Raw genomic sequence first — 19,937 nt, 5'->3', positions numbered from 1 at the left:
TGCGGCATTTTTATTGTTCTGCGAGCTTTATCAAAAATTAACATTCATTTACAATTTCTTAATTATTTCTCAATTCAAACGATACAGTGGCAGGCTATGATCAATTACAGGGCCAGCCACTATTTATATTTTCAAGCAATTGAAAAGGAGCTGATCAAACACCAGAAACCGAACAAGCAGATCCTACAGCGAGGTGAATTCAAATGGGTGCTGATAAAAGTATCCGGCTTTCTGTCCATGAATCCGCTATGCTCACAAACGGCGTTTATCTTTCAAAACAGACGAAGCAATATTTGCATGTCAAAAGAGGGATAGATATTGTGCTGTCTGCAATCGGCATTCTTTTCGCACTGCCCGTTGTGTTCATCTTTGCCGTCCTCATCGTTTTGGAAGATTTCGGCCCGCCTTTTTATATACAGGAACGCGTCGGGAAAAACGGAAAAGTTTTCCGCATCATCAAACTGCGGTCGATGCGGATGGACGCTGAAAAAGACGGAGCGAAATGGGCGGAAGCAAACGATCCGCGTGTGACAAAAATCGGGACGTTGATCAGAAAAACGCGGATTGATGAGCTGCCGCAGCTTTTGCTTGTGTTAACGGGAGAGATGAGCATTGTCGGACCCCGTCCCGAAAGGCCAGTGTTCGTCGCCCAATTCGAGCGGGAAATTGAAGGATTCGAAAACCGCCTGCTTGTAAAGCCGGGGTTGACCGGGCTGGCACAGGTAAACGGCGGCTATGATATATCCCCTTATGAAAAGTTGCAGTACGATTTGGCCTACATCCGGCAAATGTCATTCAGCCTTGATATGAAAATCATAGGAAAAACATTCAAAGTGCTGTTGACCGGGGAAGGCGCAAGGTAAAAAACATCCGGAACAAGGAGTGTTGAATCATGAAGATTGCCGTCATTGGAACAGGATATGTCGGGCTCGTTACCGGAACTTGTTTTGCGGAAACCGGAAACCGGGTCATTTGCTGCGATATCGATGAAGAAAAAATTGAAGGGTTAAATCTCGGCCGGATGCCGATTTATGAACCGGGGCTTGAAACGCTTGTTGACAAAAATACTAAGCAAGGCCGCCTGCGTTTTACAACCAATATCAAGGAAGCGGTCCGGGCATCCGATGTCATTTTTATTGCGGTAGGAACGCCGATGTCCCGCACCGGAAATGCCGATCTTTCCTTTGTAAAGGAAGCGGCCGAAACGATCGGGAAACATCTCAACGGATATAAAATCATTGTCAATAAAAGTACGGTGCCTGTCGGGACGGGAAGGCTCGTCGCTTCCATCGTCTGGCACCATGCAAAAGGGAATGTGGCATTTGATGTTGTTTCTAACCCGGAGTTTTTAAGGGAAGGGGAAGCGGTCCGCGATACGATGCAGATGGAGAGGGCGGTGATCGGCACAGACAGCAGCCGGGCTTTTGAAATCATGGAAGAAATCCACCGGCCGTTCCGGACAAAAATCATCCATACGTCCATCGAAACGGCCGAAATGATCAAATACGCAGCCAATGCGTTTTTGGCAACGAAATTATCTTTTATCAATGATATCGCGTTGATCTGCGAACGGGTCGGCGCAGATGTCGATCAAGTATCGGAAGGTATCGGCGCCGACAGCCGCATTGGCAAATCTTTTTTACAGGCGGGCATTGGCTACGGGGGATCGTGTTTCCCGAAAGATACGGCGGCGCTCCATTATTTGGCAAAAATTAACGGGTTTGATTTCAAAATGCTGGAAGCGGCGATTGAAACGAATTTCCGGCAAAGGGAAGATTTCGTAGCCAAAATTGAAAAAACACTAGGTTCGCTCGAAGGGAAAGTAATCAGCGTATTAGGGCTTTCGTTTAAGCCGAATACAAATGATGTCCGCTATGCGCCGTCGCTTGATGTGATCCCGATGCTGCGGGAAAAAGGCGCGATGGTGAAAGCTTTTGATCCGGCTGCCATATCAAGGGCGAAAAGACAGCTTGGTTACCAGTGCTCCTATACGGACGATATTTATGAAGCGATCCAAAATACGGATGCATGCGCCATCTTAACCGATTGGGATGAAGTGAAATCACTTGATTTAAATAAAGTGAAAAACCTTTTAAACGAGCCGGTCATCATTGACGGCCGCAACGTTTTTGATTTAGATGTGATGACGCAGCTGGGGTTTACATATGTATCGATCGGGAGGCCGGCGGTTACCGGCAGGGTGGAAATGAAGAGCTCCCGGGGAGGAAACGCAAATGGGTAAAGTGCTTGTCACAGGGGGCGCGGGGTTCATCGGCTCCCATATTGCCGAAGTGCTTTTGGAACATGGGTATGAGGTTGCGGTGATCGATAACTTCTCGACAGGCAGCCGGCATCATATCGCCCATCTGCCAATTGAAGTCTATCCGTGCGATATTACCGATCCCCGGGTCATTGATTTAATCGTGTCGATCCATCCCGATTATATCGTCCATCAGGCTGCCCAAGTCAGTGTACCCGGGTCTATAAGGGATATTTTGTTTGATGAAGAGGTGAATGTGAAAGGGTCATTGCATGTCATCAAGGCGGCAGTAAGGGTATCGGCCAGGAAAGTGTTATTCGCCTCATCTGCAGCGGTATACGGTAATCCCGCCGAACTGCCGATTACCCCTTTTCACCCGGCAAGGCCCGAGTCCCCCTATGGACTTTCAAAATGGACGGTCGAGCAATACTTCAAAATGGCCGGTAAATTTTACGGCCTGCCGTACGGAATCTTACGTTACAGCAATGTGTACGGCCCACGCCAGGATGCAAACGGCGAAGGGGGCGTCGTCGCCATTTTTGCGGACCGGATTACAAGGAAGATTCCTCCGGTCATTTACGGGGACGGGGAACAAACGAGGGATTTTATTTACGTGCGCGATGTTGCCGAAGCAAACGCCAGGGCGCTCGCGGTCCGCGGAAATTTTTGCGTGAATATTTCTTCCGGAAAATCCGTTTCCATCCAGGAATTGCTTGGCATGATGCAAAAAGCGGCCGGAACCGGTTTGGAGGTCTCCTTTGCCGAAGCAAGGGAAGGGGATATCCGCCACAGCCTCCTTTCCAATGATGGTGCAAAAAACTTATTGGGGTGGGAACCGGCTGTCGGATTGCCGGAGGGCATCAGAAAGACGATGGATGATGCAAGGGGGAATCTTCTGTTGCAACCCTCTTAACGTGTTCCGGTCCGGAAGCAAGGCCCCGAAAAAATAAACAGGAGAAAAGGAAATGGAAAATCATCATACGTACCGGCTGGCTGCCGCGGCATTTGCTTTTGCCGCCATTGCAGCAGCGGCCTTGTATCTTTTCATTCCCGCGAAAATGCCGATTCTGTTGTTTGTATGCGGAATGGCCGGGATGGCCTGCTTTTATGGCATGGCAGCCGTTTCCCCGTTGGAACTGGAGAAAATTCTACAGTGGGCGATGTACGCGTTTATTGCGTCCACATTTTTAAACCAGTCTTTTTTCCGGATCCATATCGGGTTTTTTACCATTTTTTTATATCGGCTGCTGTTTATCGTCGTGATGGCGCTGTTCGCAGCATACGTATGGAAAAGCAGGCAATTGCCTCAAAAATGGGGGCCGTTTCCGTTAAAGGGCATCACCATCTTTTACTTGCCTGGTTTTTGTACGGTCTCATATCGCTGCTTTGGGCGCCTTCGGTATTGGCCGGCGTAAAATACATGCTTCTGCTCGGCATGGGCATGATGTTTGTTCTCCTCGCAACAGTGGTGATGAAGGATATTGCCGGCACGTTACGCTTTTACCAAATTTGGCTCGGCATGGCAGCCGTCCTGGTTGGAATCGGGCTTGCCAACCATTTTGCGCATATCCAGCTGCCAAGCTCCACCCTTTACGGCGGCCCTGCTTATAAATTGTCCTACCCGACGGCGGTGTTTACGAATCAAAATGATTTTGCCGCATTTTTATCGATTTCTTTCTTTTTGTATCTGGCGGCTGCGAAAAGCGGCAAAATCATCTATTCCAAATTTGCCGCGCTGGTAATGTCCGCCCTGTGCATTTACCTCATTGATCTGACGGAATCGAGGGCGAGTTTATTGGGGGTGTTTGCGGGCCTCGCATTCTATGGATTTATTCTTCTTCCGGCGCGGTTCAAAAAATGGTGCGCCATGATTGCCTGCTTCATCGTGGTGTTCGCGGCCCCGTTGCTCACCGGCCGTGCCGCCAGCGTTTTTCAAAATCTGTATGCCGCAGCCGTCCAAGCGGGCGGTCCGGGGCCATTGCCGTCAAATCTTGAAAGGCTCCGCCTGCTGATCAATACGTTTCATAATCTCGCGGACACGTACGGCTTCGGGGTCGGGGCGGGGAATATGCCTTATTATTTAAAATATCATGCGACGCTGGATACGCACGGGGTGTACGAAGTGCATAACTGGTTTGCGGAAATTCTCGGCAATTTCGGGGTGTTTCCTGCTCTTGGCTATGCCGGCATGTATGCGTATTTGCTGTATAGTTTATACCGGCTTTATCCGTCCGCAAGAAGTCGGGAACAAAAAATGATGGTGGAAGGCTGCATGGCGGCGCTGGCTGCATTCCTATTTGCCAGTATCAGCCCGAGTTCTGTGAGCAATTTGTATTTCCATTGGGTGCTGCTTGGCCTGGCTGCAGCTGTTGTATCGGTTTCAAAAGTGGCAGCACGGGAAGCCAGGGCGTGCCAAAACGTTTCTTTACAAGGAGAAAGTGATGGACGACGTGTGGAAAAAGCGGTTTCTAACTAAAAAAGCAATGTTCTTCATCATCCTGCTTCCGGTTATTTTCGGGATCATCGGATGGGCGTCGCCAGCCGGGAACATGCCTGCGCATTACACGGCTGAAGCGGCCATTCTTCTTGGAAACTATCAGGATGACATCATGAATAACCCCGACCAGGTGGTGCTGGAACTCGGAAATAATGCTTTTTATCAAAAGAATTTGCCGGACTTAAGCGGGGAAGAGAGAGCGCAACTATTAAGCAACTTAAAAGTGTCAAAGGTAAACAGTAGCGAAATCCAGCTGTCATTAACCGGGACGTCCGGGGCTGCCGCGTCGCAGCTCGACAGCATTGTAAATGCGTTTTTACGGGAAGACCAGAAACGTTATCAGGAACGAATGGAGGTGGTGGAAGAGGCAATCGGGGATTTACAAAAAATCAAAGCGGACGGCAGGGAAACGGCGGAAGAGGTGAAATGGCTGTACAAACTCAAAATGGAGCAGCTTTCGATGGAGAAAGCGGTGCGGTTCGATCCGGGGACAGATGCTCCGCAATTGGAAGAAAAAATGTTCTCGCGGAAAGAACGCGCTGTTTTAGGTACGCTGTTGGGCATCGCCATTGCATGCATGCTGATTTTGCTATTGGAATTGGTGAAAAAACGGAAACATGGGGAGGACTTTTAAATGGGGGAAAAAGCACCATGCGTGTCCATTATTACACCAGCCTATAATGCCGGTTCAACGATCGAAGACACCATCGAATCAGTGATACGGCAAACATTTCCGGACTGGGAAATGATCGTGGTCGACGATGGTTCAACAGATGATACTGTAAAAAAACTGCTGCGGCTGGAAGCGGAGGATTCCCGCATCCGGGTCGAGGCCCTTCAGGAAAACGGCGGTGCCGCCAGAGCGCGGAATATTGCGCTGAACTATGCAAAAGGGCGGTATGTGGCCTTTTTGGATAGCGATGACCGCTGGAAGCCGGAAAAACTTGAACGGCAGCTCGGATTTATGGAAAAAAACGGGCATGCTTTTACTTTTACAGGGTACGAAATGATCGGGCGGGACGGCAATCCGCTGAACAAGGCCGTCCATGCACCGTCCTGCGTCTGTTATACAGATATGTTGAAAAACAGCATTATCGGCTGTTTAACGGTGATGATTGACCGCGGGCAGCTCGGCCATATTCAAATGCCGAATATCCGCACCAGGCAGGATTATGCGACGTGGCTCTCCATTTTAAAACAAGGGACGGCTGCGTACGGTTTGGATGAAAATCTGGCGGAATACCGGGTCGGCAACAACGCATCCCTCTCGAGCAATAAATGGAAAATGGCAAAGCAGAACTGGTATGTATACCGCGAAATGGAAAATCTGGGGCTGCTTGCGGCTTCTTGGTGTTTTGTCCATTACGCTGCGAATGCCGTCCGGAAAAGGATTTATTAAGAATGGGGGCAAAAACATTGGGTACAGTACATGTAGTGGTTGCAGCCGGCAGGTGGAACCATGACCGCCTCCGCTACCGGCGCCACCGCCTCGCGGAATTTTTACAAAACGAAACACGGGAGGGGAAAGTCATTTGGCTTTGCCCGGTCCCTGACAAAAAAGAGCCGGAACGGAGAAGACTGCCGAACGGGATCATCGAATGGGCCATTCCGGATTTGTTTCCAAATAAAATATTCCGGTTTGGGAGATATATCGATTTTTTCTATGAAAAAAAACTGCGGGCCTTCTTGGATGAACTGGAGCGGGAAAAGGCGGGCAAATATTATTTATGGTACACTTTTCCCGGTTTCCCCGCACTATCGGAGCTCTTTCCATGGGATAAAACGGTGTATGACTGCAGCGATTTATGGTCGTATCCGATGGAAGGCAGGCAAACGGCTGTTTCGTTCCTACGCCGAAAAGTGGTCCAACAAGCGGAAGACCGCGTCATCCACAAAGCGGGTACCATCTTTTGCACATCAGACTATTTGTACAGCCTGGTGCTTAACAGGCTCGGCCCGGATCGTGCGCCGCATGTGCATACGCTGGAAAATGGTGTTGAGTTTGCTGCTTTTGCGGGAGTGGAAAAACGAAACGGCGCCCCCGTTTCCCACAGCGGAACGGTTTTTGGGTATATCGGCGGGATTAAGCCGAAATTGGATTTCAAACTCATTCAAAAAATGGCCGAACGGCATCCGGAATGGCTGTTTTTTCTCGTCGGGCCAGACGGGACGGGGCGCTCCGATGAATTCCGGCGCCTGCTGCAGACGAAAAACGTCGTATGGAAAGGGAGCATTCCTCCCGCGGAAGTGCCGGCATATATGCAGATGATTGACGTAGGGGTCATGCCGTATAAACCGACTTCCTATAACGCAGCCGTTTTCCCGCTGAAGCTGTTTGAATTTTTGGCAGCCGGCAAACCCGTAGTCGGCGCGCATCTGCCTTCTACGAAAAAATATGTTGCTGAAGGCATTTACGCCTATACGGAAAGCGATGATCCGGAAGATTTTATGCGTTTATGCCAGAAAATGGCGGAGGAAAGTGCGGATGAAGTTTACAGGCAGGCACGCATCCGGCTCGCCCGTTCCAAAAACTGGAATGGCATTTTTCGGGAAATGGTGGAAAAGGTAAATTGACTCTTTGGAAGGGATTCGCACTTTTGCGGATTTTTTTATGGGGTTGTTCCAAAAAGCCGATAAACTAGGAAAAAGTGCGATGATTACGAAATTTACTCGCTTTCCGCATGGGTCCGTAAATTTCGCGATCATCGTATGATTTCAGCTTTTAAAGGCTTATGGGACACCCCCTTTCTATGCAACGGGGAAAGCCCGGCCGGCAATTCGAAATTCACATAGAAAGGGTCTGGGAATTCTTTGAAATTATGCTAAGATGGAAATAGAAAAATTTATGTAGGAGGCCAACATGAGTACAGATTGGAAAACTTCTTATGAGAAATGGAACCGCTTTGCGGGGTTGGATGCTTCCTTAAAAGAAGAATTGTCCCAGGTAAGCGGCGATGAGAAAAGTTTGGAAGACCGTTTTTATAAAAATTTGGAATTCGGAACGGGCGGTATGCGCGGGGAACTGGGCGCAGGCACGAACCGCATGAATATCTACACGGTTCGCAAAGCATCTGAAGGGCTGGCGAATTTCATTTTGGACCAGGGGGAAGAAGCCAAAAAGCGCGGCGTTGCAATTGCGTACGATTCAAGGCGGCAGTCTCCGGAGTTTGCGCTTGAAACGGCGAAAACGCTCGGTAAGCACGACATTCAGACTTATTTATTTGACTCCCTCCATCCGACGCCGCTGTTATCGTTTGCGGTCCGTTATTTGCATGCTTATGCCGGCGTTGTGATCACGGCAAGCCACAACCCGAAAGAATACAATGGCTATAAAGTGTACGGTCCGGACGGCGGGCAGTTGCCGCCGAAAGAAGCGGACGAGCTGATCGGCTACGTGAACCGCGTCGAAAATGAGCTGCTTGTTGAAGTGGCAGAAGAAAAAGAACTTGTAGAAAAAGGCCTGCTCGTTTACATTGGCGAAAATGTGGACAAGGCGTACCAGGAACAGCTCATCAAACTCCGCCAAAACAAAGAAGTGATCGACTCGGTGGCGGATTCATTTAAGATCGTTTATACGCCGCTCCACGGGACGGGCAATCTTCCGGTTCGGCGCGGGCTTGAAAACTTCGGCTTTAAAAACGTGACAGTCGTCAAAGAACAGGAACTGCCGGATTCCGAATTCTCAACCGTTGTATCGCCAAACCCGGAAGAACATGCCGCATTTGAACTGGCGATCCGCTATGGGGAGGAAAGCGGCGCAGACCTTTTACTCGGCACTGACCCGGACACAGACCGGTTGGGCGTCGCAGTAAAAAATAAAGAAGGAAAGTACCAGGTTTTGACCGGGAACCAGACAGGTGCGCTCATGCTGCATTATCTACTGACGCAAAAACAAAGGCAGGGCACGCTTCCGGAAAACGGCGTTGTCGTAAAAACAATCGTGACTTCGGAAATCGGACGCGATATTGCAAAGTCTTTCGGCATTCCTACGATCGATACATTGACCGGTTTTAAATTCATCGGCGAAAAAATTAAAGAATTTGAACAAATCGGCGCGCACACTTTCTTATTCGGTTACGAAGAAAGCTACGGCTATTTAATCGGCGATTTTGTCCGCGATAAAGACGCCGTCCAATCGGCAGTATTTGCGGCGGAAGTGGCCGCCTACTATAAATCGCAGGGCAAAACTTTGTATGAAGGCCTGCTCGATATTTTCGAACGCTACGGCTATTATAAAGAATCTTTGACCTCCCTTACACTGAAAGGGAAAGAAGGATCGGAAAAAATCTCCGAAATCCTGGCCAATTTCCGTGCCAACCCGTTAAAAGAAGTGGCGGGCATCCAGGTGGCCGCGCTCGAAGACTACCAATCGCAAGTAAGGACGAACATTCAAACAGGGGAAACTTCAGCGATTGAACTGCCGAAATCGAATGTGCTGAAATTCTTCCTCGAAGACGGTTCGTGGTTCTGCATGCGCCCGTCCGGAACAGAACCAAAAGTGAAATTCTACTTCGGCGTCAAAGCCGATTCCCTCGATGCAAGCGAAAAACTGAATAAACGTTTAAGCGATGAAGTTATGAACCTTGTGAATGAAATGCTTTAAAAAAACGAGGTGTCCCAAAATCCTTTTACTGGCCGGGACACCTTTTTTGTGCTCCGTTCCCGCAAAATCCACGGAGGTGCCAACAGCAAAATGTTACACGCTTTGGCAGAAAGAATAGGCCACTGTGCCTAATTTTGAAAAAATATGAAAAATGTTCTACAAATAGAATATTTTATGCCAAAAACTATCAAAACATGTGATAAACTGGTAGCGTGATAGAACAATAGAGAACAAAAGAAAGGGTGGTCGAAAAAAAGATGGCCAAAGCACGCAGAATACTGTTGCTCTCTGCCGTTGCATTCCTCATTTCGCTCTGTGCGCTGCCGCAGCCAAACGAGCGCGCTTATGCGGCAACTTCCCTCGGCCAATACCAGGTTACGGCAACAGCACTGTATATGAGGAAAGGCCCCAGCAAGAACTACAGTTCCATAGCTTTGCTCAAGAAGGGGACTAAAGTCACAGTATACTCTATCAAAAACGGCTGGGCTTACATATCATACGGAGGCAAAAAAGGCTATGCAAGCAGCCAGTATTTGAAAAAAGTGGCCGCTGCTTCTCTCGGGACATATACCGTAACCGCCACCAGCCTTTACATGCGCAAAGGCCCGGGAAAAAACTACGGCACCATAGCTTTGCTCAAAAAGGGGACAAAAGTTACAGTATACTCTATTAAAAACAGTTGGGCCTACATCCAATACGGCAGCAAAAAAGGCTACGCAAGTTCGAAATATTTGAAAAAGTATACCAAGACGGGCAGCACGGCGTCTTCTTCCGGCACAACGGGCTCCACAACGCCCAGTACAGGGTCATCGTCGTATCAATATGAAGTCGTAACGGCCAGCGCCTTAAATTTAAGAAAAAGCCCAGGCAGCGGCAGCACGATTTTAAAAGTATTGTATTACGGCGATAAAGTGAAAGTATACAGTGTTTCCAACGGTTGGGCCTATGTGGCATACGGAACCGCCAAGGGTTATGTCAGTGCCAGTTATCTGCTTAACCTGAACGGTAAGACAATTTGCATCGACGCCGGCCATGGGGGAAGCGACCCGGGGGCCAGCGGCAAATTAAACGGCAGTACAATCTATGAAAAAACCATTAATTTGGCTGTTGCGTTAAAAGTCCAATCGCTCCTGCAAAACAGCGGGCTGAAAACCGTCATGACGAGAACCGGTGATACGTATCCTGCCCTCTCGCAGCGCGTTTCCATTGCGAAGAATGCAAAAGCAAATCTGTTTATCAGCATCCATTCCAATACTTCCAGCAGTTCCTCCGCTTACGGTGTGGAAACATTCTACCCGAATAACAACAACGGTACTGCTTCGCGCGTTACCAACAGCATCAAACTGGCTTCTTATGTGCAGGCAAGGGTTGCAGCTGCAATGGGCTACGCTTCCGGCTATGGAAATCGAGGATATTTTTACAAGGATCTTCACGTCCTCCGCGAAAACACGATGCCTGCTATTTTGGTAGAGTTGGGTTTCCTGTCCAACAGTACGGATCTCAAAAAACTGGCCTCCGCCACTTACCAGTCAAAAAATGCACAGGCGATTTATGATGGCATTATCGATTACTATAAAAAGAATTGATCAATTTTTAAGAGCCGACCGATAAGGTTTGGCTTTTTTTCATAAAAATGTCTGGGAAAAGTTCTGCAATTCTTTCATTTTTAAAAATCAAAGGACACAGCTTATCCAGGAAAGCAAGCAAAGCGCGGTAATCTAAGTGTACAAAAAGAGTGCCTTGAAATACCCGACATTATAAACCCTGCCGAGAAAAAATTGACACATACAAAAATCCCAAAAGGGGTGCAACATTCCTTTCGCTCATGTACAATGGAAGAAGCGAAGAGGGAGGGTTTTAGCATTGCTCATGAAGAAAAAACAAAACGCCGTGCTGTTTGCGGTTTTGAGCATCCTGTTTATGGCGGTTATGTTCGCTTTTTCAAACCAGCCTTATAAGGAGCAGGACATGCGCCCGGAATTGGAAAAGCTGATCCATTTGAATGCAGGTTCATTGCCGAAAGTGGAGTTTTACTACGGCGGCGCGCTTGTGACGTCTACGCTGCCGTATGATTTTATCGAATTCTGGATCCGGAAAGCATGCCATGTAATGGAATACATGGTTTTAACTTTGCTCGTCCTTTTCACGCTCCGCATGGCGTCCGTTCCCACCCGTTATGCGGTTCCGGCCGGATTTTTGGCAAGCTTCATATACGCCAATCTCGATGAATGGCACCAGACGTTTATCAGCGGCAGAACAGGGCATTTTATTGATGTGGTCACTTTTGACAGTTTCGGAATTTTAGCCGGCATTTGCCTGTTTGTGGGGATTGCCCGTGCAAGGGGAACCAAATGACGTTTCCGATGTTTTGCCCTTAACGAACGGCGGCCTATTCGGTATAATAATTAAATCATGACATAAATGAACACAGGGAGTTCTTATATATGAGTATATCTGTCAGATTCCATCAAGTTTCGAAAAGGTATAAGATGTACCGGAACAATTCGGAAAAAATACTGGATATTATTTTGCCCGGCGGATACGGCGATGACTTTTATGCGCTGCAAAATATTACGTTTGAAGCAAGCGCAGGCGATGTGATCGGCGTTGTCGGGGTAAACGGCGCCGGTAAGTCGACCTTGTCCAATTTGATTACCGGCATTATACCGCCTACGACGGGTACGATCGAATTAAACGGCGAAACATCGCTTATTGCCATCAATTCGGGCCTGAATAATGAATTGACCGGATTGGAAAACATTGAGTTGAAATGTTTAATGCTCGGTTTTACAAAAAAGCAAATTAAAGAGCTTACGCCTCAAATTATTGAATTTGCGGATATTGGGCAATTCATTGAACAGCCTGTAAAAAAATATTCGAGCGGGATGAAGTCAAGGCTCGGTTTTGCAATTTCCGTTAATGTGGATCCTGATATACTGGTGATTGATGAAGCGCTGTCTGTCGGGGACCAGACTTTTGCGGATAAATGTTTTGATAAGATGAATGAATTTAAAGAAGCGGGAAAAACCATTTTTTTCATCAGCCACTCCATGGGCCAGGTGAAAAAATTCTGTAAAAAGGCGATGTGGCTCGAGGCCGGGGAAATCAAGCAATACGGACCGATTGATGAGGTGCTGCCAAATTACGAGAAGTTCCTGAAAGAATTCAAATCCTGGCCGAAAGAAAAGCAGAAAAATTTCAAAAAGATGGTGCTCGAAAAACGAAGCAAAGAAAGAAAAGAAAAAGTTGCGGAATAAAAGACAAAAAGGGTCTGCGCCAAAAGCCGGCAAACTTGCTTTTGGCACAGACCTTTTTCAAAGAGAAAAATCGTTTGAAAGTCGTCTTTATAACTTCTAAGGCCCGTTTCGAAGGACGAATAGTTTCAAAGTGGTTCTTACAAAGCTTCTAAAGACCGTTTCGAGTGGAAAGTCAAAATGGCCATTAAAAATAATTGCGCAAAACGGGGTTTTTGGGACAGATCCGTGTTCGTGTTATTAATATATTCTCCAATCCTTTGCGGCAAAAAAGAGTTGAAAAAATTCTTACAATCTGGTAAATAAAATTGACAACGCTTACAAAACGGGAGTATAGTAAAAACAGTACAATAAATAGGCTTTATGAATCCGGGAGGGGATTTGGATGGCAAATTTAGAAAATAAAATTGCAATTGTTACAGGCGGCGCCTCCGGAATCGGGCTTGCAACTGTGAAAGCGCTTATCGGAAAAGGGGCTAAAGTGGTGATTTCCGACTATAATGAAGAAGGCGGAAAAGCCGTTGAAAAAGAACTGAAAGAAAACGGAGTTGACGTTGTATTCATACGCGCGGACGTCTCGGATGAAAAGTCGGTTCAAAATCTTGTTGCGGAAACCGTTAAAAAATACGGCAGGCTCGATATAATGGTCAATAATGCCGGCGTCGGCACATTGGCGGTAACACATGAACTCAGTTTTGAAGATTACAATAAAGTCATCTCCGTAAACCAAAACGGCGTATTTTTCGGATCGAAATATGCCATCCGCGAAATGCTGAAAACTGGCGAGGGCTGTATTGTCAATACAGCATCCATTTTGGGCCATGTCGGCGAACCCGGGGCTTTTGCCTATAACGCAAGCAAAGGCGCCGTAAAATTGATGACAAAATCGCTGGCGCTGGAATATGCCTCAAAAGGAATTCGTGTAAATGCGGTTTGCCCGGGGTATGTGGAAACCGGCATGGTGAATAAAGAAGCGCTCGGGGACTTTTATGACGGCTTAGTCACAAGGCATCCGATCGGCAGGCTCGGCAGGCCGGAAGAAGTCGCCCATGCGATCGTGTTCCTGTGCGAAAACGATTTTGTCACGGGTATCTCCTTGCTGGTTGATGGCGGCTATACGGCACAGTAAAAATACGCAGATTACAATTGATCAGAGAAGCAGATCCGTAGGCAAAAAAATCCTGCACCCTTTGAGGATGCAGGATTTTTTTGGATTAATAATGCATAACCCAGATTGTTCCATATACAACGACAATGGCAATGATGATGCTGTAGATCATGTTGCTGACATTGATTTTGCCGTTTTCCCCTTCTTTTACGTGCATGAACATGAACAGCTGCACACCGGCCTGGAGGAAGGCAAAAAAGCCGATTGTCCAGATGATCACCGTTTTGGACAGGTTGGTGTACAGGGCAACATATAAAGCCACAAGGGTTAAAACGATCGAAAGCAGAAAGCCGATAATGTGCCCGATTGGATACTTGGAATGGTGCTCCATTATTTCATCAACCCTCCTAAATAAACAAATGTGAAGATGAAGATCCAGACAACATCCAGGAAGTGCCAGTAAATACTGATGACAAAGAATTTACGTGCACCCACTGGGTTTAACCCGCGCCGAATCAACTGCGTGATAATTGAAATTCCCCACAAAATCCCGAAAGAAACGTGGCATCCGTGCGTCCCGAGCAATACATAGAAAGCAGAAAGGAATGCGCTCGTCGGCAACGTTGCACCATCATGGACATAAGTGATGAATTCATTGATTTCAAAACCAACAAATGCCGCGCCCAACAGCAGCGTCACAATAAACCAGCCAAGCATCGCATTTTTATTTTTGTTCCGCATATTAAAAACGGCAATCCCGCAAGTGAAGCTACTCGTTAACAAGATAAAGGTCTCAATCAGGACACCTTTGAGTTCAAAGATGTCCTGTTGTACCGGCCCGTTTGCCGTTTGGTGCTGAAGCGTAAAGTACGTTGCAAACAGAGTCGCAAACAGCGTGATTTCAGCTGCCAGGAAGACCCAGAAACCAAAGATCGTGAGGCGGTCCTGATTCCGCTGGTATTCAAGTGGCAATGATGTATCCAAATGTTCACCGCTCATCATTTTAACCCCCCTGCTGCATTTTCAGTGCGTCTAATTTCATCTACGCCGATATGATAGCCTTTATCCGGGTCAAACGATCTCCAGGCCAGGCAACCGAGGAAGATGAGACCGCCAATGATGGCAAGCCACCACCACGACCAAACCAACCCGAATCCTGCAAGCCCCATACCGACTGCAGAGAAGAACGGCATTGCCGAGTTGCTCGGCATATGGATCGGGCGGATGTCATCATCTTTAAAAATAGGTGTTCCGTTTTCTTTGTATTCAGCATAAGCGTCAATCGTCGAAACGATCGGTTGTTTTGCAAAGTTGTAAACCGGGACAGGCGTATGGGTTGCCCATTCGAGTGTTCGGCCGTCCCATGGGTCGCCGGTCGTATCGCGTTTGCCGTGCTTAATGCTGTAAACAATGTTCCAAGCGAGTACGAGAAAGGCAACGCCCATGATGTAAGCACCGACTGTAGAGGTGAAGTTCCAACCGGTCCATCCGAGCCCTGCTTCATAAGTGTACATCCGGCGTGCCATTCCGTCGAGCCCGACAAAGTACTGCGGAAGGAAGCAAACGTTAAAGCCGACCATCCACAACCAGAACGTAATTTTTCCGAGTTTTTCATTCAGCATGTAGCCGAACATTTTCGGATACCAGTAGTGGAGCCCTGCAAAACAAGCATAGGCGACTGCCGGAATCAACGTGTAATGGAAGTGGGCAATCAGGAAATACGAATTATGGTATTGGTAGTCTGCTGCTGCCATCGAAAGCATAACGCCCGTAACCCCGCCGATCAGGAACGTCGGGATGAAGGCAAGCGACCACAGCATTGGTGTCGTCAACCTGATTTTCCCTTTGTACATCGTAAAGATTTCGTTGAATAATTTGACACCTGTCGGAATCGCGATAATCATCGTTGAAATCGAGAAGAACGAGTTAACGGCCGATGTGTTCCCCATTGTAAAGAAGTGGTGGACCCATGTGAAATAGCTGAAGAACGCAATCCCGGCCATGGCGACAACCATTGAAGTATAACCGAAAAGCCGTTTTCCCGAGAATGTTGTGATGATTTCCGAATAAATGCCAAGAGACGGAAGCAATACAATATACACTTCCGGGTGGCCCCAGATCCAGAACAAGTTTGCCCAAAGCATCGGGCTACCGCCTGACCCCATTGTAAAGAAGTGGGCGCCGAATGTGCGGTCAAACGTGATTTCAGCCAATGCCACTGTCAATACAGGGAAAGCGAAAAGTACGATAATAAATGTAATTAAAGTAGACCAGGCAAACATCGGCATTTTCATCAGTGTCATGCCCGGTGCCCGCATCTTAAGGATCGTGACAATGAAGTTAACGGCTGTTGCCAGCGTCCCGATCCCGGAGAGCTGCAGGCCAAGCGCATAATAGTTATTTCCCACGCCTTTTGTAAATTCGGTACCGGCAAGCGGGAAATAACTCGTCCAGCCGGCAGTAGGCGAACCCCCGATGATAAATGAAATATTAAACAGCGCCGCCCCGGCAACCATTGCCCAGAAGCTGAATGCGTTCAAAAGCGGGAAGGCGACATCGCGCGCCCCGATTTGCAATGGAACGACAATGTTGATTAACCCAAACAGGAACGGCATCGCCATAAATAAGATCATGACTACGCCGTGTGTTGTAAAAATCCCGTCGTAGTGGTTAGCGTCCAATAAATGCTGGTTCGGCAGCGCTAGCTGTGTTCTCATCATTAAAGCATCGACGCCGCCGCGGAATAACATCAAAATAGCAACGATAATGTACATAATTCCGATTTTTTTATGGTCAACGGTCGTCAGCCATTCTTTCCATAACCATTTCCATTTTTTGAAATAGGTCAATGAAAAGACGACAGCGATTATACCGAGTACGATACCGACTTCGGCAGCGTATATGGCCGGTTCACCGGTGACGAAAAAATCACTTAGTTTCACGCTTTTTTCCTCCTATTCCGTTAGTTGTTACCGCTCATATCCATATTGGACATATCCATATTGCTGTGGTCATGGCTTTCGTTTGACTTCGTTTTCGATTGTTCGCCGTAAGTATGCTGCTCATGGACATTTACCCATTTTAAGTGCGTGCCGGTATACGTTTGTGTTCCGACAAGCCCTTCCGTTTTGACAAGTTTTTCATAATCCGATTTTTTCATTTTTGGGGCGGTGCTTTTGACTTCTTTTACCCATTTATTAAAATCGGACTGTGTTTGGGCAACAACGTTAAAGTCCATTTTAGCGAAACCTTCGCCGTTAAAGTTTGAGTTTCTCCCCGTATAGTCTCCCGGATGGTCCGCAGACAGGATCAGCTGCATTGTCATATTCGGCATCGTGTATTTCTGCCCGCCTAGTTCAGGCACCCAGAATGAAGCCATCGTGCCGGCTGATGTCAACTGGAATTTAATCGGGCGATCTGTCGGAATATTTGCGTAGTTAACGGTTTCAATCCCTTGTTCAGGATAACTGAAAATCCATTTCCAGTCCGCAGATGTGACGTAAATGGTTAAAGGTTTTTTGTCTTTTAACGATTTTGGCGTTTCTTCCACCGAATAGTTTGCTTTCACAGTAGGAATTGCAATGGCAATAATGATAAGCACCGGGATCAGCGTCCAAACGATCTCAAGCACCTTATGCCCGTGGAGTTGCGGCGGTTTGTAGTCAGCCGGCAAACGCGACTCCCTGTATTTAATGACCATGTAAAGGTACAGTCCCAAGACAACGACAAACACAAAAGCCATTAATATTGCCGAGTAAACAATAAGATGATATTGTTCCCGTGCCATTGGGCCCTGTGGATCCAGTACTGCCATTTTTGTGTCACATCCGCCCAATAAAAACAGCGAAGTGAGAGACAACAGCAGTGTCAACTTCCAAGGTAGTTTCCTCAACACATTTTTTCTCTCCTTCCGGTTTGGTAAAATGATGTACAGATAAAAACAAAATGATAGAAGTTGATGAAAACTGCTACCTTAATATTTTTCCACCTTTATTATGGTGCAAATCTATTTTACAATCAAACTGTATATTTTGTGTTGTATTTTACCTTGGAATCCCCCATTATTCATAAAATGTTCATAAAAAATTCATATAATATTCATAGACTTGTCAAATTTTTGTTGTTATACGAGAATAATTTACAAATATGTGAATAATCGCGAAGGAAACATGGTGAAAAAGATTTCATAACCTTAATGGAAGAAAGTATTTTTACAGTATAATATGAATGAAAAAAAGGGGGTTTTGCGGATGATCAAAGCTGTCATTTTTGATTTTGACGGGCTGATTATGGATACGGAAACGGAACATTATGAAGTGCTATGTGAAATTTTCCGCGGCTATCACTGCGAATTGCCGTTGGAGCTGTGGGGAAAAGGAATCGGGACCCGTTCCAATTTTGAGCCTTTCAAATATCTTGAAGAACAAATCCGGCAGCCTGTTGAGATAGAAAAACTGAACAGGCAGACTGAGGAGCAGTTTTTAAAAAGACTGGAAAAGGGGACGGCCCGTGAAGGTGTGGAAGATTACTTGAAATCGGCCAAACAGCTGGGCTTAAAAGTCGGGCTTGCTTCCAGCTCCGATTATGAATGGATTTCCCGCTACTTAAATCATCTCAAGCTTTTTGAGTACTTCGATTGCATCAAATCATCGGATGATGTGGAAAAGGTGAAGCCTGATCCGGCTTTGTACTTGAAAGCTGCCGACTGCCTTGGCGTTAAACCGGAACACTGCCTCGTATTTGAAGATTCGCCAAACGGGGCTTTGGCGGCAAAACGCGCCGGCATGTTGTGTGTCGTGGTGCCGAACCGGGTAACGAAGGATCTGCAGTTTGGCGATTTCGACCACCGCATCCATTCGATGGCCGAGACGCCTCTTGAAGACCTGCTCCGCATGATTGGAAATAAATGACCGTAATTGTTCATGCAAAAAAAGGTCCGCCCCGCATTTTTGTGATGCGGGAGCGGGCCTTTTTAGTTGTTTGATAGATTTTGCCGGAGCATTTGCGCCACTTTTTCTTTTTCGGCGTCTGAAACGGATAAGTAATACACGCCATTGATCGTCGTATTTGTGCCTTTTACTTCATACTGCGTAATTTTATTGGCGGCATTCCGGTAATTTTTTTCAATCGTAAGCATGTCATTGAACGTCATGTTGGTTTTGACGTTATCGCCGAGCGTATTCAAAATGCTTGTGAATTTCGTAACCGAAGTAATGCTTGTTGCCTTTTGGATCAGGGCTTCAATGACTTTCCGCTGCCGTTTATTCCGTCCGAAATCCCCCTCCGGATCCAAATGGCGCATTCTGACGTAACCAAGCGCCTGGGCCCCGTTCAGATGGATTTCCCCTTTTTTGTAATGGTAACCCTTTTTATAATATCCTTCATCATACCAGTCGATCGTATTGTTGACGGTGATCCCGCCGACCGCGTCTACAAGTTCTTTGAGGGCCTTCATATTGACGCGGACATAGTAATCCATTTGCATGCCCGTAAAATTTTCAACTGTCTCAAGCGCCATTTCGGTTCCGCCGTATGCGTAAGCGGCATTGATTTTATCCATCGTGCCGCGCCCGGCAATCAGCGCCCTTGTATCGCGGGGGATGCTGATCATTTGCGTTGTGCCTTTTTTAGGGTTCAGCGTCATGACGATGATCGTGTCCGAACGGCCCGGATCGTTTTTGCGCTGGTCAACGCCGAGCAGCAAAATCGAAATTGGCTGCCCGTTTTGGCTGGAGGCTGTTGTGGTAATTGAAGTACTTTTTACGGTTTCGTGCATTTTATCTGCGGCGGCTTTTGCCGAGTTATATATATAGTACGCGTACGCCCCGCCGGCGATGATAACGATCCCGATCAAACTTAAGAAAGACATCAGGATTTTTTTCTTCATCGGTTCGTCCTCTCTTTTTTCAGTCATATGATTCGACATTATAACACGGTTCTGCATCATTAGATATATTTTTTTGAGGATTCACATAAAATGTCGGATTTTGGACATAGGTATAATGGCCTTCTTCCTATATATATGATATGGGAAGTGCCCGGACTGCAATTTTGATGATTACAATGTGCGGAACCCCTGCTGGATAAGCAGGCCGGCTTCGGGGGCCATCCTTTTTTATACCATTAAGAAAAATTTAAGATTGGCCATCCATAATAAAGTCAGCGAGGAAATGAATCATCTGTGGAAGTATTGCCTTGGGGCAGGTTGTTCCTTA

Annotated in this window: 19 protein-coding genes; 14 read left to right on the top strand and 5 right to left on the bottom strand. The window is 47.0% G+C overall.

Annotated features, from left to right (window positions below; translation table 11 throughout):
• Nucleotides 1-203 precede the first annotated feature (203 nt).
• From GBH70_RS11560 to GBH70_RS11505, 13 genes are all read left to right on the top strand, one after another.
• A complete protein-coding gene (locus GBH70_RS11560; RefSeq protein ID WP_151681193.1) occupies nt 204-863 on the top strand; it encodes a sugar transferase in 660 nt (219 codons plus the stop codon).
• 29 nt (nt 864-892) lie between these two features.
• Nucleotides 893-2,242: a UDP-glucose 6-dehydrogenase TuaD gene (tuaD, locus tag GBH70_RS11555; RefSeq protein ID WP_151681192.1), complete on the top strand. Its 1,350-nt coding sequence runs from the start codon at nt 893-895 to the stop codon at nt 2,240-2,242.
• Nucleotides 2,235-3,173, top strand: a complete 939-nt coding sequence (locus GBH70_RS11550; protein WP_151681191.1) for an NAD-dependent epimerase/dehydratase family protein — start codon at nt 2,235-2,237, stop codon at nt 3,171-3,173. The genes tuaD and GBH70_RS11550 overlap by 8 nt, the downstream gene beginning before the upstream one ends.
• A gap of 52 nt (nt 3,174-3,225) precedes the next feature.
• Nucleotides 3,226-3,675, top strand: a complete 450-nt coding sequence (locus tag GBH70_RS17280; protein WP_253693808.1) for a hypothetical protein — start codon at nt 3,226-3,228, stop codon at nt 3,673-3,675.
• Nucleotides 3,573-4,736 (top strand): O-antigen ligase family protein, encoded by a 1,164-nt coding sequence (locus GBH70_RS17645; RefSeq protein WP_308697049.1) that lies wholly within the window; start codon nt 3,573-3,575, stop codon nt 4,734-4,736. The genes GBH70_RS17280 and GBH70_RS17645 overlap by 103 nt, the downstream gene beginning before the upstream one ends.
• The gene (locus GBH70_RS11540) at nt 4,702-5,391 is read left to right on the top strand and encodes a YveK family protein (protein ID WP_151681189.1); all 690 of its coding nucleotides are present in this window, start codon (nt 4,702-4,704) and stop codon (nt 5,389-5,391) included. The genes GBH70_RS17645 and GBH70_RS11540 overlap by 35 nt, the downstream gene beginning before the upstream one ends.
• Entirely contained in the window at nt 5,392-6,156 is a 765-nt protein-coding gene (gene tuaG, locus GBH70_RS11535) for a teichuronic acid biosynthesis protein TuaG (RefSeq protein ID WP_151681188.1), read from the top strand.
• Between the two features lie 17 nt (nt 6,157-6,173).
• A complete protein-coding gene (tuaH, locus tag GBH70_RS11530) occupies nt 6,174-7,331 on the top strand; it encodes a teichuronic acid biosynthesis protein TuaH (protein WP_308697046.1) in 1,158 nt (385 codons plus the stop codon).
• A 286-nt stretch (nt 7,332-7,617) separates the two neighbouring features.
• Complete coding sequence (locus GBH70_RS11525; RefSeq protein WP_151681186.1) at nt 7,618-9,360, top strand: phospho-sugar mutase; 1,743 nt, start codon at nt 7,618-7,620, stop codon at nt 9,358-9,360.
• 257 nt (nt 9,361-9,617) lie between these two features.
• A complete protein-coding gene (locus GBH70_RS11520) occupies nt 9,618-10,946 on the top strand; it encodes an N-acetylmuramoyl-L-alanine amidase family protein (RefSeq protein ID WP_151681185.1) in 1,329 nt (442 codons plus the stop codon).
• A 283-nt stretch (nt 10,947-11,229) separates the two neighbouring features.
• Nucleotides 11,230-11,715 carry a VanZ family protein gene (locus tag GBH70_RS11515; protein WP_151681201.1) on the top strand — a complete coding sequence of 162 codons (486 nt, stop codon included), beginning with the start codon at nt 11,230-11,232 and terminating at the stop codon, nt 11,713-11,715.
• A gap of 89 nt (nt 11,716-11,804) precedes the next feature.
• Nucleotides 11,805-12,617, top strand: coding sequence for a teichoic acids export ABC transporter ATP-binding subunit TagH (gene tagH / locus GBH70_RS11510; protein WP_151681184.1), 813 nt, complete (start codon nt 11,805-11,807; stop codon nt 12,615-12,617).
• A gap of 382 nt (nt 12,618-12,999) precedes the next feature.
• On the top strand, nt 13,000-13,743 hold the full coding sequence (locus GBH70_RS11505) for an SDR family NAD(P)-dependent oxidoreductase (protein WP_151681183.1): 744 nt from the start codon (nt 13,000-13,002) through the stop codon (nt 13,741-13,743).
• 85 nt (nt 13,744-13,828) lie between these two features.
• Here the strand turns inward: GBH70_RS11505 and qoxD are convergent, their stop codons facing one another.
• Genes qoxD through qoxA form a run of 4 tightly spaced genes read right to left on the bottom strand, consistent with a single transcriptional unit; the run spans nt 13,829 to nt 17,617 of the window.
• Nucleotides 13,829-14,113, bottom strand: a complete 285-nt coding sequence (gene qoxD, locus GBH70_RS11500; protein ID WP_151681182.1) for a cytochrome aa3 quinol oxidase subunit IV — start codon at nt 14,111-14,113, stop codon at nt 13,829-13,831.
• Complete coding sequence (gene qoxC / locus GBH70_RS11495) at nt 14,113-14,721, bottom strand: cytochrome aa3 quinol oxidase subunit III (RefSeq protein WP_151681181.1); 609 nt, start codon at nt 14,719-14,721, stop codon at nt 14,113-14,115. The genes qoxD and qoxC overlap by 1 nt, the downstream gene beginning before the upstream one ends.
• Nucleotides 14,721-16,664: a cytochrome aa3 quinol oxidase subunit I gene (qoxB, locus tag GBH70_RS11490; protein WP_151681180.1), complete on the bottom strand. Its 1,944-nt coding sequence runs from the start codon at nt 16,662-16,664 to the stop codon at nt 14,721-14,723. Before qoxB ends, qoxC begins: the two co-directional genes overlap by 1 nt.
• 20 nt (nt 16,665-16,684) lie before the next feature.
• Entirely contained in the window at nt 16,685-17,617 is a 933-nt protein-coding gene (qoxA, locus tag GBH70_RS11485; protein WP_151681179.1) for a cytochrome aa3 quinol oxidase subunit II, read from the bottom strand.
• 355 nt (nt 17,618-17,972) lie between these two features.
• Here qoxA and GBH70_RS11480 point away from each other — a divergent pair, with 355 nt between their 5' ends.
• The gene (locus GBH70_RS11480) at nt 17,973-18,632 is read left to right on the top strand and encodes an HAD family hydrolase (RefSeq protein ID WP_151681178.1); all 660 of its coding nucleotides are present in this window, start codon (nt 17,973-17,975) and stop codon (nt 18,630-18,632) included.
• Between the two features lie 62 nt (nt 18,633-18,694).
• On the opposite strand, the gene GBH70_RS11475 is transcribed toward GBH70_RS11480, so the two are convergent.
• Complete coding sequence (locus GBH70_RS11475) at nt 18,695-19,609, bottom strand: LCP family glycopolymer transferase (protein WP_151681177.1); 915 nt, start codon at nt 19,607-19,609, stop codon at nt 18,695-18,697.
• Nucleotides 19,610-19,937 lie beyond the last annotated feature (328 nt).

The sequence above is a fragment of the Weizmannia acidilactici genome (assembly GCF_008974225.1).
GTDB classification, from domain to species: domain Bacteria; phylum Bacillota; class Bacilli; order Bacillales; family Bacillaceae_C; genus Weizmannia; species Weizmannia acidilactici.
Note: the sequence above shows the minus strand (reverse complement) of the source record. Positions and strands in the feature narration are given on the sequence as shown.